Source organism: Streptomyces mirabilis, from assembly GCF_018310535.1.
Lineage (GTDB): Bacteria > Actinomycetota > Actinomycetes > Streptomycetales > Streptomycetaceae > Streptomyces.
Genome location: NZ_CP074102.1, coordinates 4,205,929 through 4,221,101, shown reverse-complemented (window position 1 = coordinate 4,221,101; position 15,173 = coordinate 4,205,929). Strand labels below are relative to the sequence as shown.

Genomic DNA, 15,173 nt, shown 5'->3' with positions numbered 1-15,173 from the left:
ATGGCCGATGAAACCGAATACGGCGACGCAAGCGATCAGGACCTCCTCGCCCGTCACGTAGCGGGCGACCCCGAGGCCTTCGGCGAGATCGTGCGGCGCCATCGCGACCGGCTCTGGGCAGTCGCCCTGCGGACGCTGGGAGACCGCGAGGAGGCCGCTGACGCCGTCCAGGACGCGCTGGTCTCCGCCTACCGGGCCGCTCACACCTTCCGCGGCCAGTCGGCCGTCACGACCTGGCTGCACCGCATCACGGTGAACGCCTGTCTGGACCGCGCCCGCAAAGCCGCATCCAGGAAGACGTCTCCCGTCGATGACACCGAACGCCTGGAACAGCTCCTCGAACCGCACGAGTCCGCCTCCGCCCCGGCCGAGCGCAACGATCTGCACCGCGAGCTGCTGACGGCACTGAGTACGCTCCCGGCCGACCAACGCGCCGCTCTCGTCCTGGTGGACATGCAGGGCTACCCGGTGGCAGAGGCGGCCCGTGTCCTCGATGTACCCGTCGGCACGGTGAAGAGCCGTTGCGCACGGGGCAGAGCCAGACTGCTCCCACTGCTCGCCCATCTCCGTGCGGACAACGGAAGCGGCGGGGGCGGCAACAAGTCGGGCGGCGGAAGGAACCGGACGCAGGGGGCATCCGTCCCACCGGCAGCGGGACCGCACGATGCAGGCCCACGCGATGCAGGACCAAGCGATTCAGCTGCTGTGAAGGGCGGAGGTGGGCGAGCGTGACATCCACGACGGATACGGCGGGGCACCCGGATGTCGCGGAGATCTCCGACCTCTCCGAGGGGCTGCTCCCGCCTTCCCGCACCGCGGACGTACGGCGACACCTCGACGAGTGCGTGCTCTGCGCCGACGTGTACGACTCCCTGGAGGAGATCCGGGGGCTGCTCGGCACTCTGCCGGGACCCACGCGCATGCCCGATGATGTGGCCGGGCGTATCGATGCGGCCCTTGCCGCGGAGGCTCTGCTGAGTGCCACGGCGCCCGACCGCGAAGCGGCCGAGGACGACCGCGCGAGTGTTTCACGTGAAACATCGGTCGCCGGTGTTTCACACACGTCAGGCGATCCGAGCCCCGCTTCCCTCACGGACCGTCCCTCGGGACGTCCCCACGCTGCCACCGGCCCCGGCCGCTCACGTCGGGGCCGCCGTGGGCGCCGCAGGGTGGTCGTTCTCGGCACCGTGTTCACGGCCGCCGCTCTCGGGCTGGGCGCGATCCTCGTGCAGTCGCTGGGCGACGGCTCCGGCAAGAGCCCACAGACGGTGACGCAGCAGGGGGCGAAGGACACTTTTTCCGAGGGGGAGCTGAAGACTCAGGTGGCGGATCTCCTCGCGAAGAACAGGAGCGCGAGCACCCCCTCCGCCAGCCCGAAGCATCCCTGGGGAGTCCAGTCCAACGACGCGGGCAACGGGTCCGCCGGGGTCGACACCTTGATCACACCGACCGTGCAGGTCCCCGACTGTATTCAGAAGGGGACCGGGAGCAGCGCAGCGATCCTCGCCGCGCAACAAGGCACGTACAAGGGGACGACGGTGTATCTGGTGGTAGTGCCCGACGCCTCCGACAGCACAAAGGTCACGGCGTACATCGTCGAAGCCGCGTGTGTAAAGCAGGCTTCGGCGTCCCCTGGCAAGCTCCTGCTGACGCACTCGTACGCCCGCTCCTGAGCGCCTCGCGTCGACCGGCCGCCTCCCCAGTAACCCCATGGCATCTCTGTGCGGTGTCTCGTCTCCGTGTGCCCGGACACACAGGGAATGCAAGCCCCTTAGGATCCGTTGGGTGGGGTGAGAGTTCTGAGAGAGGCTCCCACCGGTAGTACGCAGCAGTCTCCAGAGACGAGGAATCAAGCCGTGAGCGACGTCCGTAACGTGATCATCATCGGATCCGGGCCTGCCGGCTACACGGCAGCGCTCTACACCGCGCGCGCGTCGCTGAAGCCGCTGGTCTTCGAAGGCGCCGTCACCGCCGGTGGTGCGCTGATGAACACCACCGAGGTGGAGAACTTCCCCGGTTTCCAGGACGGCATCATGGGCCCCGAGCTCATGGACAACATGCGCGCCCAGGCCGAGCGCTTCGGTGCCGAGCTGATCCCGGACGACGTCGTCGCCGTCGACCTGACGGGCGAGATCAAGACCGTCACGGACACCGCGGGCACCGTGCACCGTGCCAAGGCCGTCATCGTCACGACGGGCTCGCAGCACCGCAAGCTCGGTCTGCCCAACGAGGACGCTCTCTCCGGACGCGGCGTCTCGTGGTGCGCGACCTGTGACGGCTTCTTCTTCAAGGACCAGGACATCGCCGTGATCGGCGGTGGTGACACCGCGATGGAGGAAGCCACCTTCCTCTCCCGCTTCGCCAAGTCCGTGACGATCGTGCACCGCCGTGACACCCTGCGCGCCTCCAAGGCGATGCAGGAGCGTGCCTTCGCCGACCCGAAGATCAACTTCGTCTGGGACAGTGAGATCGCCTCGATCGAGGGCGACCCCAAGCTTGCCGGCCTGAAGCTGCGCAACCTCAAGACCGGTGAGATCTCCGACCTGGCGGTGACCGGCCTGTTCATCGCGATCGGCCACGACCCGCGCACCGAGCTCTTCAAGGGCCAGCTCGATCTGGACGAGGAGGGCTACCTCAAGGTCGAGGCGCCTTCGACCCGGACGAACCTGACCGGTGTCTTCGGCGCCGGTGATGTCGTCGACCACACGTACCGCCAGGCGATCACCGCGGCCGGTACCGGCTGCTCCGCCGCCCTCGACGCCGAGCGCTACCTCGCTGCCCTCGCGGACAGCGAGACCGCCGCGGCTGCCACCGTCTGACCCCCGTCCGCCCCACCGCACCAACCAGTGAAGGAGCCCGCCGTGGCCGGCACCCTGAAGAATGTGACCGACGACTCTTTCGAGCAGGACGTCCTCAAGAGCGACAAGCCCGTCCTGGTGGACTTCTGGGCCGCCTGGTGCGGTCCGTGCCGCCAGATCGCCCCGTCCCTCGAGGCGATCGCCGCGGAGTACGGCGACCAGATCGAGGTCGTCAAGCTCAACATCGATGAGAACCCGGGTACTGCTGCCAAGTACGGCGTCATGTCCATTCCGACCCTGAACGTCTACCAGGGTGGCGAGGTCGCCAAGACCATCGTGGGTGCGAAGCCGAAGGCCGCGATCGTCCGCGACCTGGAGGACTTCATCACCGAGGGCGCCGAGAAGACCGTCTGACCGGAAGCGCCGTCCTACAACGGCGGCGATGTTTCACGTGAAACGCGAATGGGCCAGCCCGGAAGGGCTGGCCCATTCGCGTGACGTAGGGGTCGCGTCGGCAGGCAGCGTCACGGCTACAGAGGACGAAGCGCCGGTTCCTTCTGTACCGCTCCCAGGAGGCGGTCCAGAGCCAACTCCACATCTTCCTTCCAGGAGAGCGTCGTCCGCAGCTCCAGCCTCAGGCGGGGGTACCTGGGGTGGGGGCGTACCGTCTTGAAGCCGACCGCGAGGAGATGGTCGGCGGGGAGCACACAGGCCGGTTCCTTCCACCGTGCGTCCCCGAAAGCCTCGATCGCCTTGAAGCCTCGCCGCAGCAGATCCTTGGCGACCGTCTGGACCATCACTCGGCCGAGTCCCTGTCCCTGATAGCCCGGCATGATGAAGGCGGTCATCAGCTGGACGGCGTCCGGTGAGGCCGGGCTCGTGGGGAATGCCGTGGAGCGGGGTACATAGGCAGGGGGTGCGTACAGCACGAAGCCCACCGGTACGTCGTCCACGTAGACGACGCGGCCGCAGGATCCCCACTCCAGCAGGACGGCGGAGATCCACGCCTCCTTCTCGAGTTCGGGCCTTCCCGCCTTTACCGCGGCTTCCCCACTGACGGGATCCAGTTCCCAGAAGACACACGCGCGACAGCGCTTGGGAAGGTCCGGAAGGTTGTCCAGCGTGAGCGGTACGAGCCGGCGCCCCATGAAGGATGTTCCTCGCTTCCTTCGCCCGCAGCGTCGCGAGCGGCTGTCAGAGCGCTTCGCTCCCTGAGCAGGCTGCCGATGAAGCCACCGACCGCCCCCAGTCCCAGGCCCGCGGTCACCAGTCCGGTACGGCTCACGGTTTGCATGGCCCCCGCCTCCCCAATGAAGGTGCCGTCAGGTGGATGCGCCATACCCGATCGCATCGTATCCACGATGCGATTGCATAGATACTGCCTGAAAGCAAAGAGCAGGCCGTGTTCCGGTACACACCGGACACGGCCCGCTCTTGTGGTCCGCCGACGGGGACCGCCCCGCCGCCGGGTGACTCAGGCCTCAGCGTCCTCGGAGTCGTCGTCCAGGAGGCTCCTCTGGAGAACTCCTCCCTCACCCGGGGCGAGAGAGCTGAGGATCCGCTCGAGGTCGTCCATCGAGGCGAACTCGACCGTGATCTTTCCCTTCTTCTGCCCCAGGTCGACCTTCACTCGGGTCTCGAAGCGGTCCGAGAGGCGGGTGGCGAGGTCGCTCAGCGCCGGGGAGAGCCGGGCGCCGGCCCGCGGTCCCTTGGAGCGCGGAGCGGTCTGGGGGCGCGATCCCATGAGGGTGACGATCTCCTCGACGGCCCGCACCGACAGCCCCTCCGCCACGATGCGGTGGGCCAGCCGGTCCTGCTCCTCCGAGTCCGCGACGGAGAGCAGGGCGCGGGCATGGCCCGCGGAGAGCACTCCGGCTGCGACACGACGCTGAACCGACGGCGAGAGCTTCAGCAGCCGCAGGGTGTTGGAGACCTGCGGGCGCGAGCGGCCGATGCGGTCCGCCAGCTGGTCGTGCGTGCAGTTGAAGTCCTGGAGCAGCTGGTCGTAGGCGGCCGCCTCTTCCAGTGGGTTCAGCTGGGCCCGATGCAGGTTCTCCAGCAGCGCGTCCAGGAGAAGCTTCTCGTCCTCCGTGGCCCGCACGATCGCAGGAATGGCCTCAAGCCCCGCCTCACGGCAGGCACGGAAGCGCCGCTCACCCATGATGAGCTCGTAGCGCGCGGGACCCACCTGCCGCACGACGACCGGCTGGAGAAGCCCGACCTCCTTGATGGAGGTAACCAGCTCGGCAAGAGCGTCCTCGTCGAACACCTCACGGGGCTGACGCGGGTTGGGGGTGATGTAGTCGAGGGGCAGTTCAGCGAAGTGAGCACCGACAGGCTCGGAGGGCACCTCTGGGGTTCCGATCGCCGACGACTCCTCTGTTTCATGTGAAACAGGCGGCAGTGTGGTCACCTTCGCCGCAGCCACCCCGCGCTCCGCCGTGAGCACGGGTACGGCAGCCGACGAGGCGGAGGATCCACCTGTCGGCGAGGGAACCGCCCTCTCTGTCGGAGCCGCGGGGATCAGTGCGCCGAGGCCCCGCCCCAGCCCTCGTCGTCGCTCACTCACTGGATCCCCTCCACCATGTTCTGACTGTTCTGTACGCCCACATGGGCGTTCTGCGCGTCGTACGCCACTCCGACTCCGCGGAGGGCGATTTCTCGTGCAGCCTCAAGATACGAGAGGGCGCCGCTAGACCCTGGATCGTAGGTCAGCACCGTCTGGCCGTAGCTCGGGGCCTCGGAGATACGGACCGAGCGAGGAATGCTCGTCCGTAGCACCTCGTCACCGAAGTGGCTGCGCACCTCGTCCGCGACCTGGGACGCGAGGCGCGTCCGGCCGTCGTACATGGTGAGCAGGATCGTCGAGACATGGAGGTTGGGGTTGAGATGCCCTCGCACCAGGTCGACGTTACGCAGGAGCTGGCCCAGGCCTTCCAGCGCGTAGTACTCGCACTGGATAGGAATGAGGACCTCCGCACCGGCGACCAGCGCGTTGACCGTGAGGAGGCCGAGCGACGGCGGGCAGTCGATGAGGATGTAGTCCAGCGGCTGCTCGTACGCCTGAATCGCTCGCTCCAGCCGGCTCTCCCGTGCCACGAGGGACACCAGCTCGATCTCCGCACCGGCGAGATCGATCGTGGCAGGCGCACAGAAGAGGCCCTCGACATCGGGGACCGGCTGGACGACTTCGGAGAGCGGTTTACTGTCGATCAGCACGTCGTAGATGGAAGGCACTTCGGCGTGATGGTCGATACCCAGCGCGGTGGAGGCGTTGCCCTGAGGGTCGAGGTCGATCACCAGGACACGGCCGCCATGCAGTGCAAGCGAGGCGGCAAGGTTGACCGTGGTCGTGGTCTTGCCCACCCCGCCCTTCTGGTTGGCGACCACCATGACGCGGGTCTGTTCGGGCCGTGGCAGGCCCTCACCGGCGCGACCCAGCGCCTCCACCGCCAGTTGGGCAGCACGACCAATAGGAGTGTCGTCCATTGGGGGCGGTGTTTCACGTGAAACATCCTCCCCCATCGACTCGGTACGGGGACCGGGGACCGGATCGGTCATCGGTCCCGCGATGTTGGCGTCGGACCGCAAGGATTCACTCTCCTCGACTTCAGGCTCGCAATGAACAGAGCCTCCCATGTCTTCGGGGTCATGAACCAGCGAGGCCCGTTGTTCTGTGGAGAAATCCACCTCTGTGGACAACTCCGCACCCTCCGCGAGTGAACCGAGAGGCTTCCGGTCGCGGGGTTCGGCCGCGGCGCGGCCGCGACTGATGATGCCGTGCAGCAGTGAGCGACGTTTCACGTGAAACACGATGCCCAGCGGCCAGGGCCATCGCGGCGCGACACTCCGAGATGCGTAAGTTTGGCAGCTTGTGTGGAGTACGGCTCGTCGTCAGGACGGATCAGCCAGAGTGACAAAGAACTCCCGGCTCCGCCCTGCGGAACCGGGAGTCCATGATCCATTTCGCGCTCATGATCAGCGTCGTCGGCGCGTCCGCCCCGTCCGGGCCGCCTTCGCCCTCTTCGCGGCGAAGCGCACACCGCCTGGGCTCTCCCCGACCTCCACCCGCACCACAGTCGACAGCGGGTCCACAATGCCCTCGCCAACGTGCAGGATGGACGTCTCCACGGCGCCGAGCTTACTGAGGGCCGTCGCGGCGCTCTTCAGCTCCTCCTCAGCGGTGTCGCCCTTGAGAGCCAGCATCTCGCCGTACGGGCGGAGAAGGGGGATGCCCCACGTCGCCAGCCGGTCCAGTGGAGCGACCGCCCGGGCCGTCACCACGTGGACAGCCGGCAGCTTGCCCATGACCTCCTCGGCCCGGCCACGCACGACGGTCACATGGTGGAGGCCGAGGAGCTCGACGACCTCGGTGAGAAAGTTGGTCCGCCGCAGCAGCGGTTCCAGCAGAGTGATCTTGATGTCTTCCCGGACCAGGGCCAGCGGGATGCCGGGCAGCCCCGCGCCGGAGCCGACGTCGCACACGGTCACGCCCTCGGGCACGACCTCGGAGAGCACCGCGCAGTTCAGCAGGTGCCGCTCCCACAGCCGGGGCACCTCGCGGGGGCCGATCAGCCCTCGCTGCACCCCCGTCTCGGCCAACAGCTCCGCGTACCGGACCGCGTCTGCGAAGCGATCGCCGAATACCTCACGCGCCTGCTCGGGCGCAGGGGGAAGCTCCGCTGCCTCCGTCACGGGGACCGTCCTTCCGTACCGCATAAGCGCGCTGAGCGCTGACCACCAGGGCTATTCAGGGATTACCAGGAACTACGAGGGACTATCAGGCTGACAAAGTTCGGCCCCGCCTGCTCAACAGACGGGGCCGAAGGAATATTTGTTCTGATCAGGCGGGAAGCACGACGACGAAGCGCTGCGGCTCCTCGCCCTCGGACTCACTGCGCAGACCCGCGGCCTTGACCGCGTCGTGGACGACCTTGCGCTCGAAGGGCGTCATCGGCTTCATCTTCACCGGCTCGCCGGAGCTCTTCACCTCGGCCGCGGCCTTGGCGCCCAGCTCGGAGAGCTCCTCGCGCTTCTTGGCCCGGTAGCCCGCGATGTCCAGCATCAGCCGACTGCGGTCCCCGGTCTCCCGGTGAACGGCCAGGCGCGTGAGCTCCTGGAGGGCCTCGAGCACCTCGCCGTCGCGACCGACCAGCTTCTGCAGGTCACGGCTGCCGGCGTCGCTGATGATCGAGACAGCGGCGCGGTCGGCCTCGACGTCCATGTCGATGTCGCCGTCGAGATCGGCGATGTCCAGCAGACCCTCGAGGTAGTCCGCCGCGATCTCGCCTTCCTGCTCAAGGCGGGTCAGGGTGTCGCCCTCAGCGGCGGCGGAGGTGGTGCCTTCCGTCACGGGATGGACTCCTTCTTACTTCTTGGACGGGGACTTGGGCCGCTGCGGACCCTTGCGCTGTCCGGACTGGGCTTTGCTGCGGGTACCGGTGCCGGGCTTGTTGCCGCCGCCTGCCGGTTTGGGGGCGGGCTTGGCGTCCTGCGGCTCGTCGGACTTGGTCAGCGAGGTCTTCGGCTCGGGCTCACCTGCCGCCTTCGCCCCACCGGCCGTCGTGCCCGACTGGCGCTGGGACTTGGACTGGCGCTTCGGCTGCTGACGCTTGGGAGCGCCGCCGGTGGTGGTCGTGGTGCCGTCCTCGGCCTCGACAGCCGCCTCGGCCTGCCCCTTCACCAGGGTGCCGTCGGCCTGGGCCACCAGGCCCACCTTGGTCAGGCTGTTGATGAACTTGCGCTCGAACTCGTTGCGGTCGCGGCCCTTGGAGACGATCGCCTTGACGATGGCCTTCTCGCCACGGCTGCGCGTCTTCTCGTGGTGCGTGACGTGCTTCTGCAGGCGCTCGAGGTACGCGGCCTGAGCCTTGGAACCCGGGGTCGGGTTGTTGCGGATGACGTACATCTGCTGGCCCATGGTCCACACGTTGGTGGTCAGCCAGTAGACGAGGACACCGACCGGGAAGTTGATGCCGAAGACGGCGAACATGACCGGGAAGACGTACATCAGCATCTTCTGCTGCTGCATGAAGGGCGTCTTCACGGTGGTGTCGACGTTCTTCGTCATCAGCTGGCGCTGCGTGTAGAACTGCGACGCCGACATCATCACGATCATGATCGCGGTGACGACCCGGACATCGGTCAGCGAGGCACCGAGTGCCTCGACCTTGGCCTGGCCGTCCGTGAACTTCGCGGCCAGCGGGGCGCCGAAGATGTGCGCCTTACGAGCGCTGGCCAGCAGCGATTCGTTGATGACGCCGATCGTCGAGCCGGTCGCAATGCCGTTGAGCACGTGGTACAGAGCAAAGAAGAACGGCGACTGCGCCAGGATGGGAAGGCACGAGGAGAGCGGGTTGGTGCCCGACTCCTTGTACAGCTTCATCATCTCTTCGGACTGGCGCTGCTTGTCGTTCTTGTAGCGCTCCTGGATCTTCTTCATCTCGGGCTGCAGCGTCTGCATGGCCCGAGTGGCCTTGATCTGCTTCACGAAAAGCGGGATCAGGCAGATACGGATCAGGATCACCAGGGACACGATGGACAGGCCCCAGGCCCAGCCCGTATCGGGACCGAAGATCTTCCCGTACACAGAGTGGAACTGGACGATGACCCAGGAAACGGGTGTCGTGATGAAGCTGAAAAGACTGGCAATCGTGTCCACTAATCAGGCTCCTTGAGCATGGGACGGGGTCTCGGCGGCCGGGCTCGAGGGATGGTCGGACATTCCATGACCCTCAATGGCCGGTTCGGCGGCGGAGTTCCCGCCCTTGCGTGCGCGCCAGGCGTTACGCAGCATTTCGTGCCACCGCGGACGCTTGCGCGGCGGAACATGGTCCACGCCGCCCAGCGACCACGGATTGCACCGGAGGATGCGCCAGGCGGTGAGTGCCGTTCCCTTGATCGCACCGTGCCGGTCGATGGCTTGGTAGCCGTAGTGGGAGCACGACGGGTAGTACTTGCACACCGGCCCGAGCAGCGGGCTGATCGTCCACTGGTACAGCTTGATAAGAGCCAGCAGCGGGTACTTCATCGCGCGCCCCCTCCCAGTAGCCGCTGAAGGGCGGCATCCAGGTCTCGGGCCAGCTGTTCATGGTCGGCGTCGCCCGCACCGGGCAGCGCTCGTACGACTACCAGGCTACCGGGGGGCAACTGGGCGACTCGGTCACGCATCAGATGGCGAAGTCTGCGCTTCACCTTGTTGCGGACAACCGCTCCACCCACGGCCTTGCTCACGACGAAACCCGCACGCGTCGGGGGAGCGCTCTCCCCAGGCGCGTGCGGGTCCGTTGCACCGCTACGTAGATGGACGACGAGGAGCGGGCGTCCGGCCCGGCGTCCTCGGCGTACCGCGGTCGCGAAGTCCTCGCGCCGCCTCAGCCGATGCTCGGTAGGCAGCACGACGTCATGACCTGTTGCTATCAGGCGGACAGGCTGGCGCGACCCTTGCCACGGCGGTTCGCGAGAATCGCGCGGCCGGCACGGGTGCGCATCCGCAGGCGGAAGCCGTGGGTCTTGGCGCGACGACGGTTGTTCGGCTGGAAGGTGCGCTTGCTCACTCGGGGGCTCCAGAAAGAATCGGTGGTGGCGGGGTGCCGTCCTGGCTGTCACCGTGCGCCCACGAGGTAGCTCGTATTACGCCCGAGTGCACCGCTTCCCGATCACTCTTCGCGATCTGTGCCCATCGGAGGCAGGCGGCAGCAGCCATCGACAACTCGACCTGGTTACGGTACGCGCGGCTACGCCATCCGGTCAAACCAGCTCCTGGCGGGAGACACTGTCCACAGGCTGGGGACAACAACTTGAACCGCAGCGGTCGCCCTGACTACCGTGGCTGAACTCCGATTCGTTCCCTTCCCACCGCCCCAGCGGATTTGTTCCCACCGCCCCACCCGACTGACTTCCCAACCTGTTCCCAGAACCACACGTTCGTGGGACCCATGAGAGAGCGTGCCCTGTGGCTGACGTACCTGCCGATCTTGCCGCAGTGTGGCCACGAGTACTGGAACAGCTCCTCGGTGAGGGCCGCGGTCAGGGTGTGGAGGCGAAGGACGAGCACTGGATCAAGCGCTGCCAGCCGCTGGCGCTGGTCGCGGACACCGCGCTGCTCGCGGTTCCGAACGAATTCGCGAAGGGCGTCCTCGAAGGACGTCTCGCACCGATCGTCAGCGACACGCTGAGCCGCGAGTGCGGCCGCCCGATCCGCATCGCGATCACCGTCGACGACTCGGCCGGGGAACCCCAGCCTCCGACGCCGCCCGCCCCCCAGCCTCGGTACGAGGAGCCCGAGCTCCCCTCAGGATCGGGCCAGGGCCGTGACGCTTACGACGGTCAGGGCGGCGACGAGCGAAACCCCTACGGCGGCCAGGGCGGCGAGGACCGGAGCGGCTACGGCGGCGGCCAGGGCGGCGAGGACCGCAACAGCTACGGCGGCCAGGGCCGTGACGAGCGCCACGGTTACGACTCCCAGAGCCGCGAAGACCGGGGCGGCTACGACTCCCCGGGCCGTGACGAGCGCAACCCCTATGACGCACAGCGCCGCGACGGATACGAGGGGTACGGCCGCCACCGTGCCGAAGACCACCGGGGTGATCACCGAGGCGGTCGCTCCGACCAGCTCCCGGGCGCCCCCGGCGACCAGCTGCCGCCCGGCCGCTCCGACCAGCTGCCCTCGTCCCGCGCGGACCACCTGCCGACCGCCCGCCCCGCCTACCCGGACTATCAGCGCCCCGAGCCCGGCGCCTGGCCGCGGCACGCCCAGGACGACTACGGCTGGCAGCAGCAGCGCCTCGGCTTCCCCGACCGCGACCCGTATGCCTCGCCCTCGCAGGACTACCGGCCGCAGTCGATGGAGCGGCCGCCCTACGAGCAACAGCGCCAGGACTACGACCAGCCGCGCTCCGAGTACGAGCGCCCCGACCGCCGCGACCTCCAGGAGCCGTCCTCGGGCGGTGCGCCGCTGCATCGCGGCGGCTCCTCGCTGCCGTCCTCCAGCGGCGCGCCCGGCCCGCTGGGCGCGAAGCCCGCGCCGGCGTCCGGTCCGGGCGAGCCCACCGCGCGCCTCAACCCGAAGTACCTCTTCGACACGTTCGTCATCGGCGCCTCCAACCGCTTCGCGCACGCCGCCGCGGTCGCTGTCGCCGAGGCGCCCGCGAAGGCGTACAACCCGCTCTTCATCTATGGGGAGTCGGGTCTCGGCAAGACACACTTGCTGCACGCGATCGGGCACTACGCGCGCAGCCTCTACCCGGGCACGCGTGTGCGGTACGTGAGCTCCGAGGAGTTCACCAACGAGTTCATCAACTCCATCCGCGACGGCAAGGGCGACAGCTTCCGCAAGCGGTACCGCGAGATGGACATCCTGCTGGTCGACGACATCCAGTTCCTGGCGGACAAGGAGTCGACGCAGGAGGAGTTCTTCCACACCTTCAACACGCTCCACAACGCGAACAAGCAGATCGTGCTCTCCAGCGACCGGCCGCCCAAGCAGCTGGTGACCCTGGAGGACCGGCTGCGGAACCGTTTCGAGTGGGGGCTGATCACGGACGTCCAGCCGCCCGAGCTGGAGACCCGTATCGCCATCCTTCGCAAGAAGGCGGTGCAGGAACAGCTCAACGCTCCGCCGGAGGTGCTCGAGTTCATCGCGTCCCGGATCTCGCGCAACATTCGTGAGCTGGAGGGCGCGCTGATCCGGGTGACGGCGTTCGCGTCGCTCAACCGGCAGCCGGTGGATCTCGGACTGACGGAGATCGTCCTGAAGGACCTGATCCCGGGCGGCGAGGACTCCGCGCCGGAGATCACCGCAACCGCGATCATGGCGGCCACCGCGGACTACTTCGGCCTCACGGTGGACGACCTGTGCGGGTCCTCACGCAGTCGCGTCCTGGTGACCGCGCGGCAGATCGCCATGTACCTGTGCCGCGAGCTCACCGATCTCTCGCTGCCGAAGATCGGCGCGCAGTTCGGCGGCCGCGACCACACGACCGTCATGCACGCCGACCGCAAGATCCGCGCGCTGATGGCCGAGCGCCGCTCCATCTACAACCAGGTCACCGAGCTCACCAACCGCATCAAGAACGGCTGACAGGCGCGGCGGTACGCCGCCGAGGGCGCCCCGGGACACGTCCCGAGGGCGCCTTTCGCTGTTCTGGTCCGCGGAGCTCGCATGCGCGCCGAGAGGGATTCCGGCAGCCGTCGCAGAGCTTCCGGCACCCGCTCCGAGAGAGCCCCGGAAGGTTCTGGACCTCGCTCCGAGGGGCCTCCGAGAGCTTCTGAGGCTCGTCCCAAGGGGGCTCAGAGAGCTTCTGAGGCCCGTTCCGAGGCCGTCGGCTCTCGTTTCACCGCTACCGGAACGACATCAGCTGTTCGAATACGGGCCTGGTTACGGCCACCCTCCACAGATTCGGTGACTTTCTGGCGTCCACACCCTGGGGACCCCAAAGTTTTCCCGATCGTGTCCACAGGGGCCGCTGTTGAAAGACCATCAGACCAGGTCAGCCCCCTGTGGATTCGTGGACGAAGACTCTCCACAGACTGTGGACGAAGAAAAGATCCACAGGGTGTGCACGAAGTTGTCCACCGACGACCCACAGGCTGGAGCCGGTTGTCCCCAGCCATCCCCAGCTTCTCCACACCCCTGTCCACTGTTCGGCAACGTGACGCGCCCGATCACCGTGTCGAGTGAAAGGCGTCACACCAAGGTGCCGGATTGGCCTGTGGGGAACGTGGGTAAAGCTGGGGACGGATCTGGGGAGAAGTGGCCCGAGGCTGTGCATCGAGTGTGCAGAACTTTTCGTCGTCCACAGAGACCCCCGGTTGTCCACCGCCTCCGCCCACAGGGTCAGTGGACAAAAAATCCCTGCTGACCTGCGAAAACGCGGTTATCCACGGTTTCCACAGCCCCTACTACTAAGACCAACTAGATAGAGGCTGGGAATCGTTTCGAAGACGGGGCTGTGCACAACTCGCTCTCGGAGGCTCAGGTGCCGCTCGGCACGACTTGACCCCGAGGGGCACCGACTGTCAGCGCGGTGCGTCAGACTGGTCCCCGGTGTCCTTCCCGCCACAGGGCCGAACGACACCGAGTCAGACGACGAAGGCCAGCAGGGCGAGAGCGCCGGCAACAGACGGAGGCGGCAACGGTGAAGATCCGGGTGGAACGCGACGTACTCGCGGAGGCAGTGGCCTGGGCGGCACGCAGCCTCCCGGCCCGTCCGCCGGCGCCTGTGCTCGCCGGCCTCCTTCTGAAGGCCGAGGAGGGCGCCCTGAGCCTCTCCAGCTTCGACTACGAGGTCTCGGCACGCGTCTCCGTGGACGCGGAGGTCGACGAGGAGGGCACGGTCCTCGTCTCCGGCCGCCTGCTCGCGGACATCTGCCGCGCCCTCCCCAACAGGCCGGTGGAGATTTCCACAGACGGTGTACGGGCGACCGTGGTCTGCGGCTCCTCGCGATTCACACTCCACACACTCCCTGTGGAGGAGTACCCGGCGCTGCCGCAGATGCCGTCGGCGACCGGCACCGTCCCCGGTGAGGTCTTCGCCTCGGCGGCCGCCCAGGTGGCCATCGCGGCGGGCCGTGACGACACGCTGCCCGTGCTCACCGGTGTGCGCATCGAGATCGAGGGCGACACGGTCACCCTGGCCTCCACCGACCGCTACCGCTTCGCGGTCCGTGAGTTCCTGTGGAAGCCGGAGAACCCCGAGGCGTCCGCGGTGGCCCTGGTGCCCGCCAAGACGCTCCTGGACACCGCCAAGGCCCTCACGAGCGGCGACAGCGTGATCCTGGCGCTGTCCGGCTCGGGCGCCGGCGAGGGCCTGATCGGCTTCGAGGGCGCGGGTCGGCGTACGACCACCCGCCTGCTGGAGGGCGACCTGCCGAAGTACCGCTCGCTGTTCCCGACGGAGTTCAACTCCATCGCCGTGATCGAGACCGCCCCCTTCGTGGAGGCCGTCAAGCGTGTGGCCCTGGTCGCCGAGCGCAACACCCCGGTGCGTCTGAGCTTCGAGCAGGGCGTGCTGATCCTGGAGGCGGGCTCCAGCGACGACGCACAGGCTGTGGAAAGGGTCGACGCACAGTTGGAGGGTGACGACGTCTCGATCGCCTTCAACCCGACGTTCCTGCTCGACGGCCTGAGCGCCATCGACTCACCGGTGGCGCAGCTCTCCTTCACGACGTCCACGAAGCCCGCGCTGCTGAGCGGCAGGCCCGCCGTGGACGCCGAGGCAGACGAGGCCTACAAGTACCTGATCATGCCGGTGCGTCTGAGCGGCTGAGCGATGTGAGCCCACCGGGCCCGCCGGACGGTCGGTCTGATCGGCCCGGTCGTCCGGCGGGCGCATCCACAGGTGGGGTGTACGCCTGAGCGGCTATGCCCACAGG

The 15,173-nt window shown here is 67.6% G+C and carries 15 protein-coding genes; 6 read left to right on the top strand and 9 right to left on the bottom strand.

Annotated elements, in window-relative coordinates:
• The 4 genes from sigM (at window position 1) to trxA (ending at window position 3,212) form a co-directional block, all read left to right on the top strand.
• Window positions 1–732, top strand: coding sequence for an RNA polymerase sigma factor SigM (gene sigM / locus SMIR_RS18635; RefSeq protein WP_168493552.1), 732 nt, complete (start codon window positions 1–3; stop codon window positions 730–732).
• Window positions 729–1,673 carry an RsmA family anti-sigma factor gene (locus tag SMIR_RS18630; RefSeq protein ID WP_168493554.1) on the top strand — a complete coding sequence of 315 codons (945 nt, stop codon included), beginning with the start codon at window positions 729–731 and terminating at the stop codon, window positions 1,671–1,673. The genes sigM and SMIR_RS18630 overlap by 4 nt, the downstream gene beginning before the upstream one ends.
• 183 nt (window positions 1,674–1,856) lie before the next feature.
• On the top strand, window positions 1,857–2,819 hold the full coding sequence (gene trxB / locus SMIR_RS18625; protein WP_168493556.1) for a thioredoxin-disulfide reductase: 963 nt from the start codon (window positions 1,857–1,859) through the stop codon (window positions 2,817–2,819).
• A 42-nt stretch (window positions 2,820–2,861) separates the two neighbouring features.
• Window positions 2,862–3,212 carry a thioredoxin gene (trxA, locus tag SMIR_RS18620; RefSeq protein WP_054236436.1) on the top strand — a complete coding sequence of 117 codons (351 nt, stop codon included), beginning with the start codon at window positions 2,862–2,864 and terminating at the stop codon, window positions 3,210–3,212.
• A 116-nt stretch (window positions 3,213–3,328) separates the two neighbouring features.
• Here the strand turns inward: trxA and SMIR_RS18615 are convergent, their stop codons facing one another.
• The 9 genes from SMIR_RS18615 to rpmH all read right to left on the bottom strand — a co-directional run bounded on the left by SMIR_RS18615 (window position 3,329) and on the right by rpmH (window position 10,354).
• Window positions 3,329–3,946 (bottom strand): GNAT family N-acetyltransferase, encoded by a 618-nt coding sequence (locus tag SMIR_RS18615; RefSeq protein ID WP_212727182.1) that lies wholly within the window; start codon window positions 3,944–3,946, stop codon window positions 3,329–3,331.
• A gap of 326 nt (window positions 3,947–4,272) precedes the next feature.
• Window positions 4,273–5,367, bottom strand: coding sequence for a ParB/RepB/Spo0J family partition protein (locus SMIR_RS18610; protein ID WP_168493560.1), 1,095 nt, complete (start codon window positions 5,365–5,367; stop codon window positions 4,273–4,275).
• Window positions 5,364–6,437: a ParA family protein gene (locus SMIR_RS18605; RefSeq protein WP_075031515.1), complete on the bottom strand. Its 1,074-nt coding sequence runs from the start codon at window positions 6,435–6,437 to the stop codon at window positions 5,364–5,366. Before SMIR_RS18605 ends, SMIR_RS18610 begins: the two co-directional genes overlap by 4 nt.
• Window positions 6,438–6,776: 339 nt before the next feature.
• Entirely contained in the window at window positions 6,777–7,493 is a 717-nt protein-coding gene (rsmG, locus tag SMIR_RS18600; protein WP_168493562.1) for a 16S rRNA (guanine(527)-N(7))-methyltransferase RsmG, read from the bottom strand.
• 148 nt (window positions 7,494–7,641) lie between these two features.
• Entirely contained in the window at window positions 7,642–8,151 is a 510-nt protein-coding gene (locus SMIR_RS18595) for a Jag family protein (RefSeq protein ID WP_067376675.1), read from the bottom strand.
• 15 nt (window positions 8,152–8,166) lie between these two features.
• Window positions 8,167–9,459: a membrane protein insertase YidC gene (yidC, locus tag SMIR_RS18590; protein WP_168493564.1), complete on the bottom strand. Its 1,293-nt coding sequence runs from the start codon at window positions 9,457–9,459 to the stop codon at window positions 8,167–8,169.
• A gap of 3 nt (window positions 9,460–9,462) precedes the next feature.
• Window positions 9,463–9,828 (bottom strand): membrane protein insertion efficiency factor YidD, encoded by a 366-nt coding sequence (gene yidD, locus SMIR_RS18585; protein ID WP_054236429.1) that lies wholly within the window; start codon window positions 9,826–9,828, stop codon window positions 9,463–9,465.
• Window positions 9,825–10,196 (bottom strand): ribonuclease P protein component, encoded by a 372-nt coding sequence (gene rnpA / locus SMIR_RS18580; RefSeq protein WP_075031495.1) that lies wholly within the window; start codon window positions 10,194–10,196, stop codon window positions 9,825–9,827. Before rnpA ends, yidD begins: the two co-directional genes overlap by 4 nt.
• A 20-nt stretch (window positions 10,197–10,216) precedes the next feature.
• Entirely contained in the window at window positions 10,217–10,354 is a 138-nt protein-coding gene (rpmH, locus tag SMIR_RS18575; protein WP_006381191.1) for a 50S ribosomal protein L34, read from the bottom strand.
• A gap of 398 nt (window positions 10,355–10,752) precedes the next feature.
• On the opposite strand from rpmH, the gene dnaA reads away from it, so the two are divergent.
• Window positions 10,753–12,879, top strand: a complete 2,127-nt coding sequence (gene dnaA, locus SMIR_RS18570; RefSeq protein WP_212727181.1) for a chromosomal replication initiator protein DnaA — start codon at window positions 10,753–10,755, stop codon at window positions 12,877–12,879.
• 1,057 nt (window positions 12,880–13,936) lie between these two features.
• Window positions 13,937–15,067, top strand: coding sequence for a DNA polymerase III subunit beta (gene dnaN, locus SMIR_RS18565; protein WP_168493566.1), 1,131 nt, complete (start codon window positions 13,937–13,939; stop codon window positions 15,065–15,067).
• Window positions 15,068–15,173: the final 106 nt, after the last annotated feature.

Excerpts from the sequence above, each read along its gene's own strand:
- yidD (WP_054236429.1), bottom strand. The coding sequence starts at position 9,828 with ATGAAGTACCCGCTGCTGGCTCTTATCAAGCTGTACCAGTGGACGATC.
- sigM (WP_168493552.1), top strand. The coding sequence starts at position 1 with ATGGCCGATGAAACCGAATACGGCGACGCAAGCGATCAGGACCTCCTC.
- SMIR_RS18615 (WP_212727182.1), bottom strand. The coding sequence starts at position 3,946 with ATGGGGCGCCGGCTCGTACCGCTCACGCTGGACAACCTTCCGGACCTT.
- SMIR_RS18605 (WP_075031515.1), bottom strand. The coding sequence starts at position 6,437 with ATGGGAGGCTCTGTTCATTGCGAGCCTGAAGTCGAGGAGAGTGAATCC.